The organism is Acidihalobacter aeolianus (genome assembly GCF_001753165.1).
GTDB classification, from domain to species: Bacteria; Pseudomonadota; Gammaproteobacteria; order DSM-5130; family Acidihalobacteraceae; genus Acidihalobacter; species Acidihalobacter aeolianus.
This window is the reverse complement of record NZ_CP017448.1, coordinates 3,150,551-3,173,753: the sequence shown is the minus strand read 5'-3', so window position 1 is coordinate 3,173,753 and position 23,203 is coordinate 3,150,551. Positions and strand designations below refer to the sequence as shown.

24 protein-coding genes are annotated in these 23,203 nt (G+C 60.0%); 10 read left to right on the top strand and 14 right to left on the bottom strand.

The genetic code is table 11. The features are described from left to right. Positions 1–74 precede the first annotated feature (74 nt). The 9 genes from BJI67_RS14815 to BJI67_RS14775 form a co-directional block, all read right to left on the bottom strand. Entirely contained in the window at positions 75–902 is an 828-nt protein-coding gene (locus BJI67_RS14815; protein WP_197513156.1) for an AAA family ATPase, read from the bottom strand. Continuing rightward, a complete protein-coding gene (locus BJI67_RS14810; protein ID WP_070073691.1) occupies positions 895–2,046 on the bottom strand; it encodes a deoxyguanosinetriphosphate triphosphohydrolase in 1,152 nt (383 codons plus the stop codon). Before BJI67_RS14810 ends, BJI67_RS14815 begins: the two co-directional genes overlap by 8 nt. Next, positions 2,043–3,125, bottom strand: a complete 1,083-nt coding sequence (gene aroB / locus BJI67_RS14805) for a 3-dehydroquinate synthase (RefSeq protein ID WP_070073690.1) — start codon at positions 3,123–3,125, stop codon at positions 2,043–2,045. Before aroB ends, BJI67_RS14810 begins: the two co-directional genes overlap by 4 nt. Before the next feature lie 14 nt (positions 3,126–3,139). Continuing rightward, positions 3,140–3,685 (bottom strand): shikimate kinase AroK, encoded by a 546-nt coding sequence (gene aroK / locus BJI67_RS14800; protein WP_070073689.1) that lies wholly within the window; start codon positions 3,683–3,685, stop codon positions 3,140–3,142. A 48-nt stretch (positions 3,686–3,733) separates the two neighbouring features. Continuing rightward, positions 3,734–5,845, bottom strand: a complete 2,112-nt coding sequence (gene pilQ, locus BJI67_RS14795; RefSeq protein WP_070074192.1) for a type IV pilus secretin PilQ — start codon at positions 5,843–5,845, stop codon at positions 3,734–3,736. An 83-nt stretch (positions 5,846–5,928) separates the two neighbouring features. Beyond that, the gene (locus BJI67_RS14790; protein ID WP_070073688.1) at positions 5,929–6,483 is read right to left on the bottom strand and encodes a pilus assembly protein PilP; all 555 of its coding nucleotides are present in this window, start codon (positions 6,481–6,483) and stop codon (positions 5,929–5,931) included. 1 nt (position 6,484) lies between these two features. Continuing rightward, positions 6,485–7,102, bottom strand: coding sequence for a type IV pilus inner membrane component PilO (locus BJI67_RS14785; protein WP_070073687.1), 618 nt, complete (start codon positions 7,100–7,102; stop codon positions 6,485–6,487). Between the two features lies 1 nt (position 7,103). Further along, positions 7,104–7,679: a PilN domain-containing protein gene (locus BJI67_RS14780; RefSeq protein ID WP_070073686.1), complete on the bottom strand. Its 576-nt coding sequence runs from the start codon at positions 7,677–7,679 to the stop codon at positions 7,104–7,106. Positions 7,680–7,681: 2 nt separating this feature from the next. Further along, positions 7,682–8,731, bottom strand: a complete 1,050-nt coding sequence (locus BJI67_RS14775) for a pilus assembly protein PilM (RefSeq protein WP_070073685.1) — start codon at positions 8,729–8,731, stop codon at positions 7,682–7,684. A 181-nt stretch (positions 8,732–8,912) separates the two neighbouring features. Here BJI67_RS14775 and BJI67_RS14770 point away from each other — a divergent pair, with 181 nt between their 5' ends. Together BJI67_RS14770 and BJI67_RS14765 are read left to right on the top strand one after the other, a co-directional pair. Beyond that, the gene (locus BJI67_RS14770; protein ID WP_070073684.1) at positions 8,913–11,456 is read left to right on the top strand and encodes a penicillin-binding protein 1A; all 2,544 of its coding nucleotides are present in this window, start codon (positions 8,913–8,915) and stop codon (positions 11,454–11,456) included. Positions 11,457–11,565: 109 nt separating this feature from the next. Next, positions 11,566–12,174, top strand: a complete 609-nt coding sequence (locus BJI67_RS14765; RefSeq protein WP_070073683.1) for a hypothetical protein — start codon at positions 11,566–11,568, stop codon at positions 12,172–12,174. 13 nt (positions 12,175–12,187) lie between these two features. Here the strand turns inward: BJI67_RS14765 and hemE are convergent, their stop codons facing one another. After that, positions 12,188–13,240 carry a uroporphyrinogen decarboxylase gene (gene hemE, locus BJI67_RS14760; protein ID WP_070073682.1) on the bottom strand — a complete coding sequence of 351 codons (1,053 nt, stop codon included), beginning with the start codon at positions 13,238–13,240 and terminating at the stop codon, positions 12,188–12,190. Between the two features lie 129 nt (positions 13,241–13,369). On the opposite strand from hemE, the gene BJI67_RS14755 reads away from it, so the two are divergent. Continuing rightward, complete coding sequence (locus BJI67_RS14755) at positions 13,370–13,873, top strand: hemerythrin domain-containing protein (protein WP_197513154.1); 504 nt, start codon at positions 13,370–13,372, stop codon at positions 13,871–13,873. Positions 13,874–13,899: 26 nt separating this feature from the next. On the opposite strand, the gene BJI67_RS14750 is transcribed toward BJI67_RS14755, so the two are convergent. The 3 genes from BJI67_RS14750 to rpsU form a co-directional block, all read right to left on the bottom strand. Further along, entirely contained in the window at positions 13,900–15,303 is a 1,404-nt protein-coding gene (locus tag BJI67_RS14750) for an FAD-dependent oxidoreductase (RefSeq protein WP_070073680.1), read from the bottom strand. 107 nt (positions 15,304–15,410) lie between these two features. After that, positions 15,411–15,869: a GatB/YqeY domain-containing protein gene (locus BJI67_RS14745; protein ID WP_070073679.1), complete on the bottom strand. Its 459-nt coding sequence runs from the start codon at positions 15,867–15,869 to the stop codon at positions 15,411–15,413. A gap of 28 nt (positions 15,870–15,897) precedes the next feature. Further along, entirely contained in the window at positions 15,898–16,113 is a 216-nt protein-coding gene (rpsU, locus tag BJI67_RS14740) for a 30S ribosomal protein S21 (protein WP_070073678.1), read from the bottom strand. Between the two features lie 103 nt (positions 16,114–16,216). On the opposite strand from rpsU, the gene tsaD reads away from it, so the two are divergent. Then, on the top strand, positions 16,217–17,248 hold the full coding sequence (tsaD, locus tag BJI67_RS14735) for a tRNA (adenosine(37)-N6)-threonylcarbamoyltransferase complex transferase subunit TsaD (protein WP_070073677.1): 1,032 nt from the start codon (positions 16,217–16,219) through the stop codon (positions 17,246–17,248). Here tsaD and plsY read toward each other — a convergent pair. Then, positions 17,245–17,844 (bottom strand): glycerol-3-phosphate 1-O-acyltransferase PlsY, encoded by a 600-nt coding sequence (gene plsY, locus BJI67_RS14730; RefSeq protein WP_070073676.1) that lies wholly within the window; start codon positions 17,842–17,844, stop codon positions 17,245–17,247. The two genes, tsaD and plsY, sit on opposite strands and share 4 nt — an antisense overlap. A gap of 72 nt (positions 17,845–17,916) precedes the next feature. On the opposite strand from plsY, the gene BJI67_RS14725 reads away from it, so the two are divergent. From BJI67_RS14725 to ccoP, 6 genes are all read left to right on the top strand, one after another. After that, positions 17,917–18,681, top strand: coding sequence for an alpha/beta fold hydrolase (locus BJI67_RS14725; RefSeq protein WP_083250924.1), 765 nt, complete (start codon positions 17,917–17,919; stop codon positions 18,679–18,681). Positions 18,682–18,688: 7 nt separating this feature from the next. Beyond that, positions 18,689–19,579 carry a malonyl-ACP O-methyltransferase BioC gene (gene bioC, locus BJI67_RS14720; RefSeq protein WP_231940866.1) on the top strand — a complete coding sequence of 297 codons (891 nt, stop codon included), beginning with the start codon at positions 18,689–18,691 and terminating at the stop codon, positions 19,577–19,579. 148 nt (positions 19,580–19,727) lie between these two features. Beyond that, positions 19,728–21,218 (top strand): cytochrome-c oxidase, cbb3-type subunit I, encoded by a 1,491-nt coding sequence (ccoN, locus tag BJI67_RS14715; RefSeq protein ID WP_070073675.1) that lies wholly within the window; start codon positions 19,728–19,730, stop codon positions 21,216–21,218. A gap of 11 nt (positions 21,219–21,229) precedes the next feature. Continuing rightward, positions 21,230–21,964, top strand: coding sequence for a cytochrome-c oxidase, cbb3-type subunit II (ccoO, locus tag BJI67_RS14710; RefSeq protein ID WP_070073674.1), 735 nt, complete (start codon positions 21,230–21,232; stop codon positions 21,962–21,964). A 32-nt stretch (positions 21,965–21,996) separates the two neighbouring features. Beyond that, positions 21,997–22,224, top strand: coding sequence for a cbb3-type cytochrome oxidase subunit 3 (locus tag BJI67_RS17865; protein WP_070074189.1), 228 nt, complete (start codon positions 21,997–21,999; stop codon positions 22,222–22,224). Then, positions 22,208–23,143, top strand: a complete 936-nt coding sequence (gene ccoP, locus BJI67_RS14700) for a cytochrome-c oxidase, cbb3-type subunit III (RefSeq protein WP_231940865.1) — start codon at positions 22,208–22,210, stop codon at positions 23,141–23,143. The genes BJI67_RS17865 and ccoP overlap by 17 nt, the downstream gene beginning before the upstream one ends. The last annotated feature ends 60 nt before the right edge of the window (positions 23,144–23,203 follow it).

The window sequence follows — 23,203 nt, the reverse complement described above, 5'->3', positions numbered from 1 at the left end:
TAGTGCTGTGGCCTCGCCGTGTTCAATTCGCAACGCCTATATCCCTTGCTGTTTTGAGGGGCAAGTAGCGCGTTTCACCCGTTAGGAGGGGCGCTGGCGGCCGGATTGGCAGGAGCGGGAATCGGAAGTGCTTTCTCAGTGTGATTTGATGGTGTTTTCGACCACCAGGCAGCCGCTAGGGCGATGGCGATGCCCAGGGCCCCGGCGAGCAACAACCATTTGCGCCAGCCATGGTATGCACCTTCCGATGCTTGGGTTCTTATGGAGTGCAGGACCACGCCCGGGAGTCCGCCGCTTAAGTTATGCAGATGGATCTGCTCCGCTTCTGTTAGCCGGTAACCCAGGTGATGTGCGAAATCGGCTGTTTCAAGGCGGTTGAATGGGCGTAGGCCAAGGCTTACGGGCAGGCGGCGTGGATCGTGATCGTGATAGTAGGTGTCGAGACGCTCTTGTAGAGAGGCGCTGCCGCACAGGATCAGGCCGAAGGGCACGTTGCCGTCATGATCCACGGCTTGCTTGAGGCCGATGACGCCCTTGAGCTCCGCATCGGATAGGTGCTCCGCGTCGTCAATGAGCAGCAGCGGCGAGCGCCCGGGCTGTGCTGCGCGGAGTACCGGCAGCAAGGCGCTGGCTTTGTGTCGCTTCGGGTCGGCGTGAGGCAGCCAATGCGCGAGAATGGCCGTGTGTAGCGTCATGTTGCCGGGTTCGGCCGTGGCGGCGAACAGGCAGACGCCGAATTCCGATTTCATCTCGAAGGCGAGGCGCCGCAACAAGGCGGACTTCCCCGAACCCATCCCTCCATGCACAAGAACTGGGGGAGAGCGCGTGGTCAGGTGCTCGCGGATGACGTTACGCAACATCTTCAGGCTCGGGGTGTCGAAATAAGCGGTGATTTCAGACATGCGAGCCGCCATGAATGCGTGTGTGTTCCGCGTACGCGAAGCGATCAGTCATGCCGGCGATGTAGTCGGCGACGACGCGTGCGCGTGCCGTTTCGTCGCCTGCGCGCTCGAGCTTCACGCGTGCATCCGCTGGCAGCCAGGTGGGTTCGTGTCGGTACGCGATGAACAGTTCGTTGACGATCTGCTTGGCGTGTTCGGTAACGCGACGGACGCGTGCATGCCGGTAGAGATGTTCGTGCAGGAAGCGCTTGAGCGATAGATTGGCGGCCCGCATTTCCGGGCTGAAAGCGATGATCGGCTCGCGCAGTTCGCGTACGGCGTCGATATCAGCGGGCGCGAACTCGCGCAGGCGATCGAGTGATGTGTTCACCAGGTCGCCGACCAGCTGGTTGATCATGCGTCTTATGATCTCGTGGATCAGCCGGCGCTCGTTCAGGCCGGGGTATCTGCCGGTCACTTCGTTGTAGACCTCTCCGAACAACGGCAATGGACGCAGCTGTTCGATGCTGATCAGTTCTGCACGCAGGCCGTCGTCGATATCGTGGTTGTTATAGGCAATCTCGTCGGCGAGATTAGTCAATTGCGCTTCCAGGCTGGGCTGTCCTCCCTGCAGGAAGCGCAATCCCAGAGCACCCAGGCGAGCGGCGACGTTCCGCCGACAATGTTTGAGAATGCCCTCGCGAGTCTCAAAGCACAGGTTGAGCCCGTTGAATGCGGCGTACTTCTCTTCCAACTCATCTACTACACGCAGCGATTGCAGGTTGTGTTCGAAGCCGCCGAAATCCGCCATGACATGATTCAGTGCGTCCTGGCCCGCATGCCCGAAGGGTGTGTGCCCCAGATCGTGGGCCAGCGCGATGGCTTCGGTCAGATCCTCGCTCAATGCCAGCGCGCGTGCTGCAGAGCGCGCGATTTGCGCAACCTCGAGCGAGTGGGTTAGCCGCGTCCGGTACAGATCGCCCTCGTGATTGATAAAGACCTGGGTCTTGTATTCAAGGCGTCTGAACGCGGCACTGTGGATGATGCGGTCACGGTCGCGCTGAAATTCGCCCCGCATGGTGGGCGGTAATTCGGGATGAACCCGTCCGCGGGAACGGGATTCCTGGGCCGCGTATGGCGCGAGCGACCCTGCCGCGGCGTTCATGCGGCGTCGGGTCGGGTTAATACAAAATCCAGCGCGGCAGGATCGAATTCGGAGGTCACCACAGCCCGGCCTATGCCGTGCAGCAGTACCAGCCGTAAGTGCCCGTCGAGCACTTTTTTGTCCACGGACATCAGTTCCCTGAAACGCGGCGCATCGAGTTCAAGTGGTGGAGTGACGGGTAGTTTCGCGCGTGCCAGCAATCGGTCGATGCGTGTAAGCTCGCCGTTTTCGAGCCATCCCTGCGCGACTGACATGGCGGCGGCCATGTGCATGCCGCAGCCCACGGCCTCGCCATGCAGCCATTGCCCGTAACCCATGCCGGTTTCGATGGCGTGGCCGAAGGTGTGTCCTAGGTTCAGCAGTGCGCGTGTGCCGGTCTCGCGTTCATCGGCGGCCACGATCTGCGCCTTATTGGCGCATGAGCGTTCGATGGCGTAGGTCACTGCGTCCGGATCACGGGCCAGTAGGTCGTCGATGTGATGTTCGAGCCAATCGAAAAAGGGCGCATCGTTGATCAGCCCGTATTTGATCACCTCAGCAAGTCCTGCACTCAATTCTCGGTCTGGTAGCGTGTTGAGTGTCTCGGTATCCACGATGACCGCCTTGGGCTGATGAAAGGCGCCGATCATGTTCTTGCCGAGTGGATGGTTAACCCCGGTTTTGCCTCCGACGGAGGAATCCACTTGAGCCAGCAGGGTAGTCGGTATCTGCAGGAAGTTGACGCCGCGCTGATAGGTCGCGGCGGCAAATCCGGTGATGTCGCCGACGACGCCGCCACCCAGGGCGATCAGCGTGGTGTTACGGTCATAGTGGCCTTTGAGCAGAGCGTTGAAAATCGGGTCGAGGATGGTGAGGGTTTTATATGCCTCTCCGTCTGGGAGCACTACCGCCTCGTGCCGCAGGCCTTTGAGGTGTGCCTCGACGCGCTTTAGATAGAGTGGCGCTACGGTTTCGTTGCTGACTATGACGGCGCTGTTGCCACCAATCGCTTCTCGAAGCATATCGGCATCATCGAGCATGCCAGGTCCGATAGTGATCGGGTAACTGCGTGCACCCAGGTCGACGTTCAGGGTTTTCATGTGGATATCCTAAATCATCGGCCTTGCGGCTGAACAGGTTCGCGGGTGGCGGAGAGGCGTTTGATTAGGTCGCGGGCCAGGCGCTTGCTGTCGTTGGCGCCCGTATCGATCACGATATCCGCAATGGCACGGTAAAGCGGTTCACGCTCGCGTTGCAGGGCGGCAAGGCGCTCCCGGGGGTTCGCGGTTTGCAATAGAGGGCGCTGATTATCCCGGCGGGTGCGCCGGAGTTGCAGATCCAAGGGCACGGTCAGGTAGATGACTTGTCCACGTGTCCTTAGGCGCTCACGGTTTTCCTCGCGCAATATCGCTCCACCGCCAGTGGCGATCACCACGCCGTCAAGAGCGGAGAGCTCATCGAGCACGCGGCTTTCGCGATCGCGAAAGCCGGCTTCGCCTTCAATATCGAAAATGGTGGCGATGTCGACACCGGTTCTGGAAATGATGACTTCGTCACTGTCGTAAAAGGTCAGGCCCAGAGCTGGCGCCAGACGGCGACCGATGGTCGTCTTGCCTGCACCCATCGGCCCGACCAGAAATACGTTACGCGTGCGGCTCATGGGTGGGTCCGGTACGGCCGGCGGCAAGTGCCGCCGGCCGTTGTGGGCTTACTGCGACAAGTCGAGATTGTTGGAGATGATTCGCGGTGTGATGAAGATCAGGAGTTCGGTCTTGGTGTTGGCGGTAGAGTTCTCGCGGAAGAGTGCGCCGAGTACGGGCAGATCTCCGAAAAAGGGCACCTTGTTGACCGTCTTACTCAGATCATGTTGGTAGATGCCGCCAAGGACGACGGTTTGTCCGTTGTCGACCATGACCTGCGTCTTAATCTCCTGGGTATTGATACTGGGTACACCTGCATACAGTCCACCAACGCTGTCGTTGCTGACGTCTAGTTCCATGAGTACGCGGTTATTCGGTGTGATATGCGGCGTGACTGACAGCTGGAGCGCCGCGGTCTTGAAGGCCACATTAGTGGCGCCGCTGGATGATGCCTGTTGGTAAGGGATCTGCACGCCTTGCTGGATCATCGCCTGGGTATCATTGGCCGTGATCACGCGTGGGTTGGATATCTGGCGGATCTTATTCTCCGCTTCCGCAGCCGATAGTTGCAGGTTCAGGTTGAAGCTTTGGTCGAGCTTCGCAAGAGTGAGACCGAAGGTGCTCGTTGGGCTAGCCGCCGGTAGGTTGACGCTGAACTGGTTGCCAGCTGGATATCCGCCGAGTCCATATGTCTGGCCACCGATACCGACGCTTCCACCAGGGCTGGTGGCGGTTTGTGGCTGGTTGACAGAGCCGAAGGTCACACCTAAATCCCGGTTGAACCCCTGCTTGGCAATCACCAACCGTGCACCGATCAACACCTGCTTGATCGGCACGTCTAGGCGCTGTATCAATCGTGCGACATTGGCTAGCCCCTGATCGGTATCACGTACTATCAGAGAGTTGGTGCGTGGATCGGCAACCACAGAGCCGCGTTGCGACAGACCCGCAACACCACTGCTCGATTGCGTGTTGTTGCCTCGGTTATCGGATTTCTGTGTCGTCCTGATGGACTGCAGCAGGGCGGCTAGCGTTTGTGCCTTAGCATAGCGAATCTGGAAAATTTCAGTATGCAGCGGTGCTAGTTGTTCTTGCGCACGCTGAGTCCTGATCTGCTGTTGTTCCTGCTCTTCGATTACATTCGCTGGTGCGATCATCACTACGTTGCCATTACGTCGTTCAGCCAATCCTTTAGCCTGAAGGATAATGGCCAGGGCCTGATCCCAGGGTACATTTTTCAGGCGCAATGTGACATTGCCTGTCACCGCATCGCTAACCACGATGTTCAAACCGGTGAAGTCAGCCAGTAGTTGCAGTACAGAGCGGACCGGAATGTTCTGGAAGTTGAGCGATATGCGTTGTCCTTTATAGACAGGCTGGATACCGCTGGCGCTGCCGGTGCTGGCGGATGCCACAGGTTTAATGTCTACTGTGAACTTGTTATCTGCCTGATAGGCGAGCTGTTCATAGTCGCCAGTCGCTGAAATGACTAGTTTGACGTTCTGGCCGTCCTGCGTGCAGTCCACGCGTTGAACCGGAGTTCCGAAATCAGTCACGACCATACGGCGTTGCAATGCTGGTGGAAGTGTTGCGTGGTGCGCGTTGACTACAATTTGGCCAGCTTGTTGTGTCAGGTCGATGAGTTGATTGGGGTTGCTGAGGGTCAGCGTGATCAAGCCACCGCCATCTTTGCCGCGGTGAAATTCGACATTTGTAATAGTCGATTGCGCAGTGCTCGACACGTCTTGCTGATTGCCGAAGCGCGTGGTCTTTGATTGGCTGGCTGAGAGCATTTCTCCATCGGTTGAGCTATGGCCCAAAGTCACGATCAGACGATGCCCTTCGACTCTGGTTTGGTAGGGGGTTGGTTTGGTGAGCCTAAAGACAAGGCGTGTGCGCCCGCTGGCCTCAGCAGCGGCAACACTCCGTACCGAACCTGAATCGATGTTGTATAACCGCTTGCTTAGATTCAGTTGGGTATTAACGAAATCCATGGCGATCATGGCCGGGTTTTCGATGCTGAATCCCAAGGGCTTTTGGGGTGTCGACGCGAAATCCAGAACCACCTCCAATTGGTGGTTGGGTAGTTGGTGGCTCTTGATGGATGTGAGAGTGTTGGCAGCGGCCAGCGCTGGTAATGACCACCAAATCGCCAATAATCCCGCCATCAGAACGAGCATTCCTCTCGTCTTGCGTGGGAGGTATGCCGTCGAAGCGGCAGCTCGTGCCCCCTTAGCCTTCGCGTGAAACATGGTGATTTTCCTCATTTTGTCTGGCTCATCGCGATCGAGGTGGGTTCTTTCTTGTATCCCCCGAAGCCGTCCGGAACGATTTCCTGCAATTTGACACTATCGCTGGTGATGGCAGTGATTTTGCCGTCGTGTTGACCCATGTAATTGCCCACAGTCGCGCGCTCTATGGTTCCATCAGGCGTTTGGATCAGCGCCCAAGTTGTCCCATGGTCGACGAGTGTGCCGACCATTTTCAGACTTTCGAGCGGGAACTGTTCCAGGTACTGTCGCGGCCTGTGTACATTGAGCTTGACGCTAGAACGATGGGCGGCGTTGTACAACTGCAGCAGGATCTTGCTGTCGAAGGGATCGCGCGTATGTCCCGGATAAGTGTAGCTCTTGTAGGGCGGGACATCGGGTATCGGAGGAACTCGACCACCTGGTTGAGCCAACTGGTGAGCAACCCATTGATGGAGATCGGACATGTTGTGGCCACAGCCGGAAAGCCCGATGCCCAGAGCTAGGGCCGAAGCCAGTTTCAAGGCCTGCTCCAGGCGGGCGTGCTTGCGGACGACGTGATGTTTCATGTCACTGATTCTCGTCGTTGGGCAGATAGCGGTAGGTCCTGGCCACTACACTCATCGTGAGGATTGAAGAGTTCTTGCTTACAGGTTTCATGCTGATGTTGCCGAGTGTCACGATGCGAGGTAGAGCCGCGATCTCACTCACGAAGTGTGCGAATTCGGCGTACGTCCCCTTGGCCTGAATCTGGATCGGCTTGATTGCGTAAAAGCCTTTTTTCTGCTCGGGCTCGGGCCGGAAGAGATCGATTTCCAGCCCACTGGACAAGGCTGTTTGCGAAATATCCACGAGTAGGCCGGGAATCTCGGTCTTATTCGGCAACTGTTGAAGCATTTTGCCGAAGGATCGCTTCATTTCCGCGAGTTGATGTTCATAAATCTTTAGATTTGCCGCTCTGCGCGCCTTGAAGACAAGTTCGTTACGCAAGGATTTCTCTTGGGCCTGTTCACCTTGAAGCTGCATACGCTGCGCGCTGGTATCGAAGTAATAGCCGGCGGCCAAAATCGCAAAGAACAGGGCTGCGAGTATCAGGTTGCGCACCCAGATCGGTGCGCTGCCGATGTTGTTAAGGTCGATTTGTCGCAGTTCGTTGAGGTCGAGTTCGCGAAGAGTCTGGAGATTCATGTCACTGCCCCCTTTTCTTATTGGCGTCTTTCGCGGCGGGCGTGCTTTGTTGCACAGTCAGATCGAAGTCACTGACTTTGCCTATCCCAGTATTTTTTGTGACGATGAGATCGAGCTTTGCATTTTCGAACCACGGTGATGCATCAAGGCGGCGCATGTATGCAGAAACACGTGCGTTGGAATCCGCACGCCCAGCGAGAGCTATTGTCTCCCCTTTCTGCTCAAAGCTGGTGAGGTACAGGCCCGGGGGTTCGGTCGTGACCAACTGATCGAACAGGTGCACCACTCCAGGGCGACTGGCCTGGAGTTCTTCCACGATCTTCATGCGATTGAGCAGGGCTTTTTTGGTGGTGTCCAGCGACTTGATTTTGGTGATCTTGTGGTCGAGGAGGGTGAGCTCATTACGCAAATACTGGTTGCGGGCATTTTGATAGCTGATCAACCCATCCATGTACGTATGCACAAGGAAGACGACGAACACCGCGACGATGCCGGTGAAGAACGCGAGGGCGATGAATTCGCGTTGCTTCTGTTTGCGTAATTCGGCTCGCCAGGGCAGTAGATTGATACGGGCCATGGTCAGTCGAAGCTCCTGAGGGCCAGTCCACACGCGATCATCAAGGCCGGAGCGTCGCTGCCGAGTCGCTGCGCGTTGACGCCTCCCGCGATCGACATCCGGCTGAAGGGATTGGCGATGGTGGTGGGGGTTCCCAATCTGGATTCGATCAGCTCATCGATACCCGCGATCGAGGCGCAACCGCCTGCCAGCAGGATGTGCTCGACGGATTGGTGCTCGCTTGCCGCATAGTAAAATTGCAGGAAGCGGTGCACCTGTTGGGACATGTTGTCCTTGAAGGGCTCGAGGATTTCGGAGACGTAATTGTCGGGCAGCCCGCCTTCCTTTTTGGCCAGTCCGGCTTCTTCGTAGGAGAGCCCGTAACGGCGCATGATGTCTTCGGTCAGCATTTTGCCGCCAAAGGGTTGCTCACGTGTGTACGTGGTTACACCATCCTCAAGCACTGAGATGCTGGTCATGGTGGCTCCGACGTCGATGACCGCGACGATCTTGGCGTCACCCTGCTCGGCCGTTTGCTGGTAGGCGATCTCGGTCGCATAGGATTCCACGTCCAGTACCTTGGGCTTGAGGCCGGCAAGATCGGCAGCACCGACGCGCACATCGACGTTCTCGCTGCGGGTCGCGACAAGCAGGATCTCGGTCAGGTCGGGGTTGCCCGGAGAGGGCCCGATAGTCTGGAAATCAAGATTGATCTCTTCAAGCGAGTAGGGAATGTATTGGTCGGCTTCGATTTCGATCTGACCTTCGAGCTCGCTGTCCTTGAGTGAGGAGGGCAGGGAGATGGTCTTGCTGATCACGGCCGACGAAGGGACCGCCAGTGCGCAGAACTTGTTGCTGGTCCCGGATTTTTTGACCGCGCGCCGGATGGCATCGCCGACAGCGTCGACGTCCGTGATGTTTTTTTCGGTCACGGCGTTCATCGGCAGGGGCTCCACTGCGTAGGATTCGACGCGATAGCCACTGCCATGGCGGCTGAGTTCTACCAGCTTGACCGCTGTCGAACTGATGTCTATCCCCAGCAATGACTGTTTTTTGGGTCTAAGGAGCGACACGGGGTTCCCCTATTCTGTCGACGGTTATGTTTCTTATGTATAGTTCTCGTGAGGTATTGAGTATAAGTGTATAAAAGTTCTTGGTAAACATGCAAAGTGTCTTGCCGTCGCCCCGCGGCTGTTTGATAGTATGCTTGCCTCACATGTTCTGGCCAACGTAAATAGGATATCTGTGGGCGCCATGAGATACATCGGCAAGATCATGCGCGGGCTCCTGATCCTGATCGCAGGTGGCGCGACGGTTGGGGCTTTGCTGGCCGCTTTCGCATACCTCTATTTCGCCCCGAACCTGCCTGATGTGGCCACGCTGCGCGATGTGCAGTATCAGGTTCCGCTGAAAATCTACAGTGCTGACGACAAGCTTATAGCCGAATATGGGGAGAAGCGACGCGATCCGCTGCGTTTCGACCAGATACCGCCCACCTTGGTGCATGCCTTTCTCGCGGCAGAGGATGCCAATTTCTACGAGCATCCCGGCGTCAGCATCAGGGGGCTCGCACGTGCTGCCTTAGAGCTGATCAAGACGGGGCAAAAACGACAGGGCGGCAGCACAATCACCATGCAGCTGGCGCGAAATTTCTTTCTGTCAGACAAAAAGACGTATACGCGCAAGATTCGGGAGCTGTTTCTGGCCTTGAAGATCGAGAAGGCCCTCACCAAGGACCAGATCCTCGAGCTCTATTTGAACAAGATCTATCTCGGCAACCGTGCATACGGCGTAGGTGCCGCTGCACACGTCTACTACGGCAAGAACGTGCACGATCTCACCGTAGCCCAGATGGCGATGATCGCGGGGCTCCCGAAAGCGCCTTCCGCCTACAACCCGATCGCCAACCCGCAACGGGCCCTGGAGCGGCGTGCCTACGTGCTGACGCGCATGCGCGATCTGGGCTTCATCGATGCCACGCAATTCGCGCAGGCCATGCAGGCGCCGGTGACGGCCAGTTTGCATGGCGCAAACGTCGAGGTGCCGGCACCCTATGTGGCCGAGATGGTGCGGCAGGACATGTATCAGCGTTATGGTGACCGCGCTTACACCGATGGGTTCAAGGTTTACACCACCATTAACGCTGGGGATCAGATCGATGCGGTGGCGGCTCTGCGTGGCGATCTGATGGCCTATACCGAGCGGCACGGCTACCGTGGCCCGGAAGCGAAGGTGAAATTGGCCGCGGCAGAGCTCGATCAATGGCGGGCCGGCGTGGCCAAAAGCCCGACAGCCGGTGGGAGTGGGCCTGGAGTCGACATCACTGCCTGGGATCAGGTGTTGGACAGCCACCCGCCTGTCGGCGGGCTGCAGTCCGGGCTGGTGGCGTCCGTGGATGCCAAGACGGCAAGGATTTATCTCTCTGGCGGCACTGTGGTGACGCTGGGGTTGAGCGAGGTAGCGTGGGCGGCACCTTACATCAATGTCAATCGCACGGGGCAGGATCCACAGAAGGTCAGTGATGTGCTCAAGCCGGGCGATGTGGTCCGGGTATGGCAAAAGCACGGGCGTTGGTCTTTGGCGCAGGTGCCGAAAGTTTCCGGCGCGTTGGTTGCGCTTGACCCTCACAATGGCGGAATTCTCGCGCTTGTCGGCGGTTTCGACTACTACGCAAGCAAGTTCAACCGGGTGACCCAGGCCTTGCGGCAGCCTGGTTCAAGTTTCAAACCGTTCGTATACTCGGCAGCCCTGCACGAGGGTTATACGCCGGCGACACTCGTGAATGATGCGCCAGTAGTGGTGAAGGATTCGGCCCTCGAGGGGGTCTGGCGTCCGGAAAACTACGAACGGAATTTCAATGGGCCCACGCGATTGCGGCTGGGATTGGTGCACTCGCTGAATCTCGTGTCGATTCGTGTATTACAGTCGATTGGAATCGACTACGCGCTCAAATATGCGTCGCGCTTCGGCTTCGACCCGGCGCGATTGCCGCACAATTTGACTCTGGCATTGGGCAGCGCCAGTGTGTCGCCACTGGAAATGGCAACCGGATATGCCGTATTTGCCAATGGCGGCTATCGCGTGAAGCCCTATTACATCAGCCGCATCGTCGGCGAAGACGGCAGCACCCTGTTCCAGGCGCAACCAGCCACCGTGTGTGAACCCGACTGTCAGACGTCCACGGACCGGGCTACGCCAGGCATGCAGCCAAAATCTGGAGCGACATCAACGACCTTGCCCGCCACGACCACAACAGGTCGGGCAATTAAAGTGGTATCGTCTGTCCCTTACGTTCCTGCAGTCAGGGCGATCAGCGCCGGCAACGCCTATCAGATGACCAGCATGATGAAGGATGTCATACGCATGGGAACGGGGCGTGCGGCACTCCGGCTTCATCGTACGGATCTGGCAGGCAAAACCGGCACCACCAACGAGCAGGTCGATGCCTGGTTCAGTGGTTTCAATTCGGATATCGTGACTACGGCTTGGGTCGGTTTCGACGACAATCAACCTCTGGGGCATGCCGAGACAGGTGCGCGGGCTGCATTGCCGATGTGGATGGCCTTCATGGGGACGGCGCTCAAGGGGGCGCCAGAAGCGAGTATGCCGCAACCGCCGGGTATCGTGACGGTCAAGATAGATCCCAAGACCGGGTTGCTGGCAGCACCCGGCGAGGCCGACGCTATTTTCGAGACCTTCCGTGCAGGACACCTGCCCAAGGCGGATACGCCGGCGGCAGTTTCCGGCACAGAGGCTACGCCGCAGGGCAGTCGCGGGCTGACGCAGCAACTTTACTGACCACAGATGCCGTCATCGTGAGGAGGTAAGCCAACTCAAAATCCATCAACGCCTATCTGCGAATCTGCAACCGTTGTCCCGATCGTCAAATGCAACGAGGGGGTGGAAGATGTCTACCAACATCGAGCGGCAAAGAATCATCCTGGCTCAGGAATGTGCGCGCATCATGCTTGAGGAGGGCGTGCATGATTTCGCGGCTGCCAAGCATAAGGCGGCCCAACGACTGAGAATGGACGGCAGACGGCATCTGCCGAGCAATCGCGAAATCCAGGCCGCCATGCAGGACCATCAGCGGTTATTTTTCGACGATGAGGATCGTGCCGCCTTGCGTCACCTGCGTGAATCGGCGTTGCGGGCGATGGATTTGCTGGAAGCGTTTCAGCCGCGGCTAGTCGGGGCCGCCCTCAATGGCACTGCTGGGTTGGGTTCGCGCGCCGTTCTTCATGTCTTTGCTGAATCCGTCGAAGATGTGATCTTCGCTTTGATGGAGCGCCGGGTCGGCTATCGTGAAACCGAGCGTGTACAACGCGAGGGGCGACGGGTACAGCTACGTCCCGGTCTGATGCTGCGACTGGGCGACGATGAGGTGGAAGTGGTCGTGTTCCCACTCGATGCAATCCGCCAGTCGCCGCCGAGCCCGGTCGACGGCCGACCGATGCGGCGGGCGGATGCCGGCGAATTGCGCCAGCTTCTCGCTGATGGGCTGGCGCTGGCCTGAACTGGCCATCGGGTTATTGCCGAGGCGCGTTATGCACGGCGTCCACCAGGACGGCGACGTGCTCGGGATCGATCTGCGGGTGAATGCCATGACCCAGGTTGAATACATGACCGTCGCCGCCATGGGCGGCGACGATCCGCGCGGCTTCGGTACGGATGCGGTCTGGACCTGCGTAAAGCACGGCGGGGTCCATGTTGCCTTGTAGTGCGACGCGATCGCCTACGCGTCGGCGCGCATCGTCGATATCCACGGTCCAGTCGAGCCCTAGTGCGTCGCAGCCTATCTCGGCCATGGTTTCCAGCCACTGCCCCCCGCCCTTGGTGAACATGATGACCGGCACTTTGCGATCTTCATGTTCACGCATCAGCGAGTCGATGATGCGTTGCATGTATCCGAGTGAGAACTCCCGGTAGGCCGAGGACGTCAGAATGCCACCCCAGGTGTCGAAGATCATGACCGCCTGGGCGCCGGCCCTGATCTGGGCGTTCAAATAGTTGCTGACGGTGCTGGCCAGTACGCTCAACAGACGATGTAACAGTTCGGGGCTGTCATACAGCATCGCCTTGATCTTGGCGAACTCGCGGCTGCCTCTGCCCTCGACCATGTAGGTCGCCAGTGTCCAGGGGCTGCCTGAAAAGCCGATCAGGGGGACGCGTCCATCCAGCGACTGCCGAATGACGCGTACAGCGTCCATCACATAGCGCAGCTCGATTTCGGGGTCGGGTCGAGCAAGCGCATCGATGTCGCGCGCGCTCTGCACGACGCGTTCGAAGCGCGGCCCTTCGCCTTCGGTGAAATAAAGACCCAAGCCCATGGCGTCGGGTATCGTGAGGATATCCGAGAACAGGATCGCCGCGTCGAGCGGGAAGCGCTCCAGTGGTTGCAGGGTGACCTCGCAGGCAAGTTCAGGGGTTCGGCATAAGTCCATGAAGCTGCCTGCGCGCGCACGGGTAGCGCGGTACTCCGGCAGGTAGCGACCGGCCTGACGCATGATCCAGATCGGTGTCTTATCGACGGGTTGACGGAACAGTGCGCGAAGCAGGCGATCATTTTTTAGAACTTGCATAAATTTTACTTAACCGATAAAAGTTAGGAGCGAGATGATCGGGGAATTCTAGCGACAATACCCGCGCGATCCAACCAAACTCGGCTTGCTGTCGATACAGCAGGCATGTTAATCGAGAGGAGGCCGGTGGTGTTCGGGTTTTTTAAGAAGAAGAAACATCAGCAAAACGTCCGGGTTCTGGAAGATGGTAGTGATGCTGAAAGCGGTATCCGCTTCAGCTCTGAACTCGTGCCGAGACTCAAATCAGATCACCAGGAATTGCTGGTGATCTACCAGGCGATCCAGAAGCGCTTTGCCGAAGGGGATCTGGGAGGGACGGTTTCGAAGCTGGCGGATTTTCGCTATCTGCTACAGGATCATCTGCTGACTGAAAACGTCCGCTTCTATCTTTACCTGTCGCAGCAGTTCGCTGAGGACGAGACGAATTCCGAGCTGATCCGGGGATTTCGTCAGGAAATGGATGCGATAGGGCGTATCGTCCTGCGATTTCTGGACCGATACGAAAAAATGGCCGATGACCATGGGCTGGCGAACAGCTTTTTGCAGGAATTCGGAGAGATCGGTGCGGTGCTGACGAAGCGGATCAAAAAGGAAGAGCAAACGCTGTATCCTCTCTACCTGCCGCATTACTGAGCTGGCGCTACCTGCTGACAGCGCGATCAGACCCCGAGGTAATCGAGGATGCCTGCGGCTGCCTCGCGTCCCTCGTAGACGGCGGTAACCACGAGATCCGAGCCGCGCACCATGTCGCCGCCGGCAAACAGTTTGTCGTTGGCCGTCTGGTAGGCGTGCCGGTTCGCGGTCGTGATCACGCGTCCATCGGCGTAGAGCTCAACGCCGTGATCCTGTAGCCAGGATGCCGGGCTGGGACGGAAGCCGAAGGCGATCACCACGCTGTCGGCCGGGATGATTTCCTCCGAGCCGGGAATCGGCACCGGGCGTCGCCGTCCGCGTTCGTCGGGTTCGCCCAGGCGCGTGGTGACCGTCTTGACACCCTCGACCCGGCCATTGCCAACGATCTCGACAGGTTGGCGATTGAACAGGAAGCTGACGCCTTCTTCGCGTGCATTGGCGACTTCCCGTCGCGAGCCCGGCATGTTGTCCTCGTCGCGGCGATAGGCGCAGACGACGCTTGCGGCGCCCTGCCGGATGGCGGTGCGGTTGCAATCCATGGCGGTATCGCCGCCGCCCAGTACCACGACACGCTTGCCACCGAGATCGATGAAACTCGCCGGGTCGCGCTCGAAGCCCAGCTCGCGGTTGGCGTTGGCGACCAGATAGGGCAGGGCCTCGTATACGCCGGGCATATCCTCGCCGGGAAAGCCGCCCTTCATATAGGTGTATGTGCCCATGCCGAGGAAAACGGCATCATGCTCGTCGAGCAGACTCTGCAGGGAAACATCGCGTCCGACCTCGGTGTTGAGACGGAATTCAACACCCATTCCTTCCAGCAGCATGCGTCGCGTGCGCACGACTTCCTTTTCCAGCTTGAAGGCGGGGATGCCGAAGGTGAGCAGGCCGCCGATTTCGGGATAGCGGTCGTATACGATGGCCTTGACGCCATTGCGCGCCAGAACGTCGGCGCAGCCCAGGCCGGCGGGGCCGGCGCCGACGATGGCGACGGTCTTGCCGGTGTCCACTACGTGCGACAGATCGGGACGCCAGCCGGCCTTCAGCGCTTCGTCGGTGATATAGCGCTCGATGGAGCCGATGGTGACTGCGCCAAAACCGTCGTTCAACGTGCAGGCGCCTTCGCAGAGCCGATCCTGAGGGCACACGCGCCCACAGACTTCGGGTAGGGAGTTGGTCTTGTGCGACATCTCTGCCGCGGCGAACAGGTTGCCTTCCGCAATCAGTTTGAGCCAGTTGGGAATGTAGTTATGGACCGGGCACTTCCATTCGCAATAGGGGTTGCCGCAGGCTAGGCAGCGGCCTGCCTGGCGTTGCGCGACATCGGCCTTGAACTCCCCGTAGATTTCCTTGAATTCGAGCGTACGCGCTTCGGCCGGTTTTTTGTCCGGATCCTGCCGAGGGATTTCAAGGAACTGCATCGGGTTGGCCATGTGCGCTACCTAAATCCTTGTGACGCTGGGTGGGTGGTGGTTCGTCCTGGAAACGATCGCGTACCGGGTATGCCGTAGCGGACCTGATGTCCGCGCGCTATTGCGCCTTAGCCGCTCAGCTTGGTTTTGACGCTGGCGCTCACCGCAGCCATATCCGCTCGTCCCTGCAGTTCGGGGCGTAGCACATTCATGACCTTGCCCATGTCCTTGATGCTGCTGGCGCCGGCTTGCGCGATAGCGGCGTCGATCAGAGCACCTATTTCTGCTTCGCTCAGCGGAGGAGGCAGAAACTCGGCGATGATTTCCAGTTCACGCCGTTCCTTGGCTTCCAGCTCGTTCCGGCCGGCGGCGGCGAACTGTTCGATAGACTCGCGCCGCTGCTTGCCGAGCTTGTCGAGGATGGCCAGTACGTCGGCGTCCGACAAGTCCTTGCGCGTGTCGACCTCAACTTGCTTGATGGCTGCCAGGATCAGCCTGAGCGCGTCACGGCGTTCCTGCTGGCCAGCCCGCATAGCGGTTTTGACGCTTTCCTCGATGCGGGATTTCAGCTCTGCTTGCGCGCCCATTGCAAGAACCTTCGGAGACCTGGTCCGATTAGTACAGGCGCGTGTGGCGAGCGGTTTCGCGGGAAATGCGCTTGGCCTGGCGCTTCACGGCGGCAGCGGCTTTGCGCTTGCGCACCGAGGTGGGCTTTTCGTAAAACTCGCGGCGGCGGACTTCGGTCAGCACGCCCGCTTTCTCGCAGGTGCGCTTGAAACGGCGCAGCGCGACTTCAAAAGGCTCGTTCTCTTTCACGCGGACATTCGGCATACGAACTCACTAGCTCCTTGAGGATCTGTGGAATAATGTGCGGTTTCGGGCATGCAATTACGCCGCGCCCTGACCGCGGAACCCAGCATTCTATAGGTTGGATATGGCAAATGCTAGCTTGCAGGGCGCGCAATGCAGCGTTCTGGGGATCGAGACATCCTGCGACGAAACCGGGGTGGCGATTTATCAGGGTGGCCGCGGCATCGTCGCGGAGCGCCTGCACACCCAGGCCGCGATGCACGCGCGGTATGGCGGCGTGGTGCCCGAACTGGCTTCACGCGACCACATCAGGCGCCTGCTGCCATTGGTACGTGAGATCCTCGATCACGCAGGCTTGATGCAGCCTGACGCCGTGGCTTACACGGCCGGTCCAGGGCTGATCGGTGCGTTGCATGTGGGCGCATCCGTCGGACGGAGTCTGGCCTTCGGCTGGGGTGTGCCCACAGTCGGCGTACACCACCTGGAGGGGCATCTGCTGGCGCCGATGCTGGAGCCCGAGCCCCCGGATTTTCCATTCATCGCCCTGTTGGTATCCGGCGGGCACACCCTTTTGGTCGATGTGGCGGACGTTGGGCGCTACGCGCTGCTGGGGGAAAGTCTGGACGACGCTGCCGGCGAGGCGTTCGACAAGACCGCGAAGCTGCTGGGTTTGCCATATCCGGGCGGTGCCGCGCTGGCCGCGCTGGCGCAGCAGGGCGATGGGCAGCGATTTCGCTTTCCCCGGCCGATGACCGATCGGCCGGGGCTGGATTTCAGTTTCAGCGGGCTCAAGACCTTTGCGATGAATACGCTGCGTGAGGCCGGCGAAGCGGATATCGGCGCTGACGTCGCGCGCGCCTTCGAGGATGCGGTGGTCGATACCCTGTTGATCAAGTGCCGGCGTGCGCTGGCGCAGACAGGGCGCCGGCGCCTGGTGGTCGCGGGTGGCGTCAGTGCGAATCGACGCCTGCGTGAAGGTCTTGCGGCTATGGTGGATGACCAGGGGGGCAGCGTCTTCTTCCCGCGTCCGGAATATTGCACGGACAACGGCGCGATGATCGCCTATGCCGGTTGGCGCAGGCTGGTTGCCGGGCAGTCAGACGATCTCGAGATTCGCGCCATGCCGCGCTGGCCACTGGCATCGCTGGTCGGCTAGTCCTTTGCCTTGCGTCCGATACGGGGCTCTGTGCCCTGCGCCAGATTGCGCAGGTTGCGGCGGTGCCGCCAAAAAATCAGCACGCTCATGACCGCGAGTACCCAGGCGGCCTGCGCGGCCTGCGTGATGAGCAGAAAATAGACAGGCGCCAACGCGAAGGCGATAAGCGCAGCCAGTGACGAAATCCTGAAGATCAAGGCCATGCCCAGCCAGGTGGCCGCCACCGCCGCTCCGGTCAGGGGATTGATCCCGATGAGCACGCCGAGCGCCGTGGCCACGCCCTTGCCACCCTTGAACCCGAAGTAAATCGGATACAGATGTCCCAGGAAGGCCGCGAAGCCGGCGAGCGCCGCGACCGTCTCGCCGCGGTGCAGCAGCATGGCCGCGGCTGCGGGTAGCGTGCCCTTGATCAGGTCGCCGAGCAGCGTGATGATGGCGGCCTTTTTGCCGCCGGCGCGCAATACGTTGGTCGCTCCGGGATTGCCCGAGCCCACGCCGCGCGGGTCGGGCAATCCCATCAGGCGGCAGGTCAGGATCGCGGTAGACACGGAGCCGAGCAGGTAGGCGGCGGCGAGCAGCAGGAAGTCGTAAGGCATTCTATCGGGTCGGGAAGTGGCTGAGGCGTCTTGACGTGCGCGATCATAACCGATTGAGCAAGGGTGCACGGGGTGAGTTTGCAAGCTGTCACACGCGGCGAAGGCGATGACGTGGTGCTCGTGCCGGGATGGAGCATGCATGCCGGTGCCTTGGCGCCGCTAATCGACGAGCTGGCGACGAAATTCCGCGTAACCAGCATAGATCTCCCCGGGCACGGCCTGAATCTCGCGAGTGTCTGGCCGGAAGAGATCGAAGCATTGGCGCGGGAACTGCTGGCGGCTGCGCCGTCGCATGCGACATGGCTGGGATGGTCGCTGGGTGGTCTGGCGAGCATCGCTGCCGCGCGTCTGGCACGGGATCGTGTCGATCGGTTGGTGCTGCTGGCCTCGACACCCAGGTTTACGGCAGCCGGCGATTGGCCGGGCGCAATGCCGCGCGCAGAACTCGATGCGTTCGCTAGGCGATTGGATCGCAATCCGGCGCGCGCCTTGTCTCGATTCGATGCCCTGTTGTTCAAGGGTAGTGCAAATGCGGCTTCCGGCCTGCGGCGCCTGCACGAGTTGCTGGGTGGTGTGCGTGCGAATACCTCGGCCTTGCAGGGAGGGCTGCGCATGCTGATCGAGGCAGACGAGCGTGCCGGGTTGGCTGCCTTCGGCAAGCCGGTAGGCGTGGTATGGGGCGATGGTGATCCGCTGATCCCCGTCTCATGCGCGCACGATTTGGCTCGTCTCGCGCCACGCATGCGTATCGTGGGTGGAGTGGGTGCCGGCCACGCCCCGTTCATTCTGGATGCCGGCACGGTAGCCGACGCGCTTTGGATGCTGATTGCGGAGTGAATAATCATTGAAGGACGACATGACGGACTACGCATTGGACGGCCATGCGGTGCGCGCTCATTTCGAGCGTGCCGCGGATAGCTACGACAGTGCGGCGGCCCTGCAGGCGGAAGTGGCGAAAAGGCTCGTCGAACGGCTGGAGATGGTCAAGCTTCAGCCAGTGCGCGTACTTGACCTGGGCGCGGGGACGGGGTTGGCCACGGCAGGCCTGCTTGAACGTTATTCGCGTGCCCGGGTAATCGCCTCGGACCTGGCGCAGGGCATGCTGCGACACGCATCCCGCCGTGGTCGCTGGCGCCGACGCCCGCTAGCGGTGGCGGCCGATGCCGCTGCGCTACCCTTCGGCGATGGTACGTTCGACCTGGTTTGTTCCAGTCTGATGTTGCAGTGGTGCCACCCGCCGGGTCATGTGTTTGATGAGGTGAGGCGCGTGCTCGCCCCCGGTGGCCTGTTCATGTTCGCGACGCTGGGGCCGGACACGCTGCGCGAACTCCGCGCGAGCTGGGCCGAAGTGGATGGCGGTCAGCACGTCGGTCTCTTCATGGATATGCACGATCTCGGGGACGCGATGCTGCGTGCCGGTTTTCTTGACCCGGTGGTTGATGTGGAACGGATTACATTGACCTATAACGAAGTGACTGGGCTGTTGCGCGACCTCAAGGCGTTGGGCGCTACCAATGCATCCGCAGGTCGGGGCAAGGGGTTGGGCGGAAGGGTGGCGCTGACGAACATGTGCCGGGCCTACGAAGCCTACCGCCGCGTCGACGGGCTGCTGCCGGCGACTTACGAAGTCGTTTACGGCCACGCCTGGGTTGGGGAGGGGCGCATGGATAAATCGGAGCCGGTACCGGAAGTCCCCGTCTCCCTGGAGTGGCTCCGGCGCGGGCGGAAGAACTGATGGGCGAACGAAAACCCCCGGCGAGGTTGAGACAGTGTCGATGTTGATTTAGTTCCCTTCGGGGTTGAATTTTTTGCGGTCTCGGGAGTAAAGTGGCCTGAAATAAAACCATAAAACTACTGTATAAAAAGTTGTGGGGGAGGCAGCGATGGCAGTCACCAGCGTGGCAGGGGCTGGTCCGTCCATAGGGGGTGCGCGGACTGCGGTGTACGAACAGTACAACTTCGACATCGTCAAGAAGTTCGCCGTCATGGCGATGGTGTGGGCACTGGTCGGCATGGGTGTCGGAGTCTGGATCGCCGGCGAGCTTGCCTTCCCTCACTTGAATCTGAGCGTGGCCGAAATCTCCTTCGGTCGATTCCGTCCGGTCCATACCAGCAGCGTCCTGTTCGGCTTCGCCGCCAACGCGCTGTTTGCGACCTCGTACTACGTGGTGCAGCGGACCTGCCAGACGCGGTTATACAGCGACACGCTCGCCAACTTCACCTTCTGGGGCTGGAATATCACCATCGCACTGGGCGTGGTGTCATACCTGTTCGGCTACACGCAGTCGCGCGAGTACGCCGAGTTCGAATGGCCCTTCGATATTGCCATCGCCGTAGTTTGGGTGACTTACGGCTGGATATTCGTCAAGACACTGTTGCGCCGTTCGCAGCCGCACATCTATGTGGCCAACTGGTTCTTCATGGCCTTTATCCTGACCGTCGGCCTGCTGCACATCTTCAATAATCTGGCCGTGCCGGTGTGCCCCACGTGTCTCAAGTCGTATTCGCTGTTTTCCGGCGTCCAGGATGCCATGACGCAGTGGTGGTACGGCCACAACATGGTCGGCTTCCTGCTGACCGCGGCCTTCCTGGGAATGATGTACTACTTCGTGCCCAAGCAGGCGGGCCGCCCGGTGTACTCCTACCGATTGTCGATCGTGCATTTCTGGGCGTTGATCTTTCTTTACATGTGGGTCGGTGCGCATCACCTGCATTGGACCGCGCTGCCCGATTGGACCTCGACGCTCGCGGCGACCTTTTCCATCCTGCTGCTGATGCCGTCGTGGGGCGGCATGATCAACGGCGTCATGACCCTCTCGGGGGCGTGGGAGGAGCTGAGAACCGATCCGATCATGCTGTTCCTGATCACCGGGCTCTCGTTCTACGGCATGTCGACCTTCGAAGGCCCGATGATGGCCCTAAAGAGCGTCAACGCCCTTTCGCACTACACCGACTGGACCATCGGACACGTGCATTCGGGTGCGCTGGGTTGGGTCGCGATGATCACGTTCGGTTCGTTCTACAACATGGTCCCCACGCTGTGGAACACCCGTCTGTACAGCCAGCGCCTGGTGTATGTCCATTTCTTCCTCGCCACCATCGGCATCGTGCTGTACATCGTGGCGATGTGGGTCGCGGGCATCGGGCAGGGATTGATGTGGCGCGCCTACGACCAGTACGGCAACCTCGCCTACACCTTCGTGCAATCCGTCGAGTTCCTGCATCAACCCTATGTGACGCGCTGGATCGGGGGTGCCTTCTTCCTCAGCGGCACGATCATCATGGTCTACAACCTGGGCATGACCATCTTGCGTGCCAAGTCCGAGCCCACGCCCGGCGGGGCGCGTGACAGCGCAGAGCCGGCCAGGGCGTAAGGGGGAAGCGCATGAGACACGAAAACATCGAGACGAATGCCGGCCTGCTGATGATCCTGACGCTGGTGGTGGTGGCTATCGGCGGTCTGGTCGAGATCGTTCCTCTGTTTTACCTAAAGGGAACGGTAGAGCCCGTCCAGACCGTGCATCCCTATACCCCGCTCGAACTGCGCGGGCGTGACATCTACCAGCGCGAGGGCTGCTTTTACTGCCACTCGCAGATGGTCAGACCGTTCCGCAACGAGGCCCTGCGCTACGGGCACTATTCGCTGGCGGCCGAATCCGAATACGATCATCCCTTCCTGTGGGGTTCCAAGCGCACGGGGCCGGATCTGGCACGTGTCGGCAGCAAGTACTCCAACGCCTGGATGGTGCAGCATCTGATCGCTCCGCGCTCCGTGGTGCCCGAGTCGATCATGCCGAATTATCCCTGGTTGCTGCAGCACGATCTGGACTACGCGCACGTGGCATCGCGCATGCGTTCCCTGCGCGATGCCGGCGTCCCCTATTCGGAAACCAAGGTCGAATATGACGCCAATGTCCAGCGTTTCGGCGCCAAGATGGCGAGCATGCTGGACATCAATCAGGCGCAGGAAAACCTGATCCGACAGGCGCAGGAAGCCGACTTCGACGGTTTGCCCAACAGATTGACCGAGATGGACGCACTGGTCGCCTATCTCCAGGTGCTGGGCACCGAGGTCGACTTCAACCGGTATGGCGAAGGCTACTTCGTCAAGTTCCGTTAGTGGGCTTGACGAAGCTGCGGGAGGGAAGCGCTGTGGCTGAAATCTGGCAATCACTGGTCGAACTCGCGAGCCACAAGACAACGCTGCTGGCTTTGCTGTTCCCGCTGTTCGTGGGCATCGTGATCTACACCTATACCAACAAGCGGCGTTCCGCGCGTCTCGAAACCTATCGTTACATGCCGTTCGAGGACGAGAAGGGCGCCCAAGAAGACGGGCAGGAAAAGCGGTCTCGCAGAGGGGGCGATGATGGACGAACCTAACAAACAGAGGGACGGCTCCGAAGTGGGAACGACGGGTCACGTCTGGGACGGCGACCTTCAGGAATACAACAATCCATTGCCCACTTGGTGGATCTGGGCCTTCTACGGCACGGTGGTTTTCGCCGTGGTGTACTGGTTCCTGTACCCGGCATGGCCGATCGGCAAGACGTTCACCCGCGGTGTGGAGACCGTCACCTACACGCAGGCGAACGGCAAGCAGACCACCGTGCCCTGGAGCAGCCGCGCCGAATTCGTGCACGACATGCAGTCCGGGCCGGAGGCGATCAAGCAGAAGACCTGGCTCGAAAAAGCCTCTCAGGCCTCGATGCAGCAACTCGGCACCGACCCGCAACTGCTCGACTTCACCATGAAGATCGGCAAGCGCCTGTTCGGCGACAATTGCGCGGCATGTCATGGCGCAGGCGGTCAGGGTGTGCTCGGTCACTATCCCAATCTGACCGACGATGCCTGGTTGTGGGGAGGCAGTCTGGCCGAGATCAGGCAGACCATCGCACAGGGACGCCACGGCTTCATGCCATCCTTCCAGGGAAGCTTCACGGCAACGCAGTTGACCGATCTGGCGGAGTTCGTGCTGAGCCTTTCCGGAACTCAGGGCGGCAATCCCGAAGCGGTGCAGCGCGGCGCGCGTCTGTTCCGCAGCGATCAGGCCGGCTGTTTTTATTGCCATACGGCGGCCGGTACCGGCAATCGCGCCGTCGGTTCGGCGAATCTCGCCGACCACGTTTGGACGATTGCCGACGTGTCCGGATCGCCCAGTTATGCCGGCAAGCTGGCCGCGGTGGAGGGGGTGATCAAACAGGGCGTGCAGCGCCAGATGCCGGCCTGGGATCATCGTTTGAGCCAGACGGAGATCAAGTTGCTGGCGGTCTACGTACACGCGCTCGGCGGCGGCAGCTAGCCGTCCTCCCGCGGCAGGCGCCGCCCATGTGTGGCGAGGCGGCGGCCCGGGAATACAGCA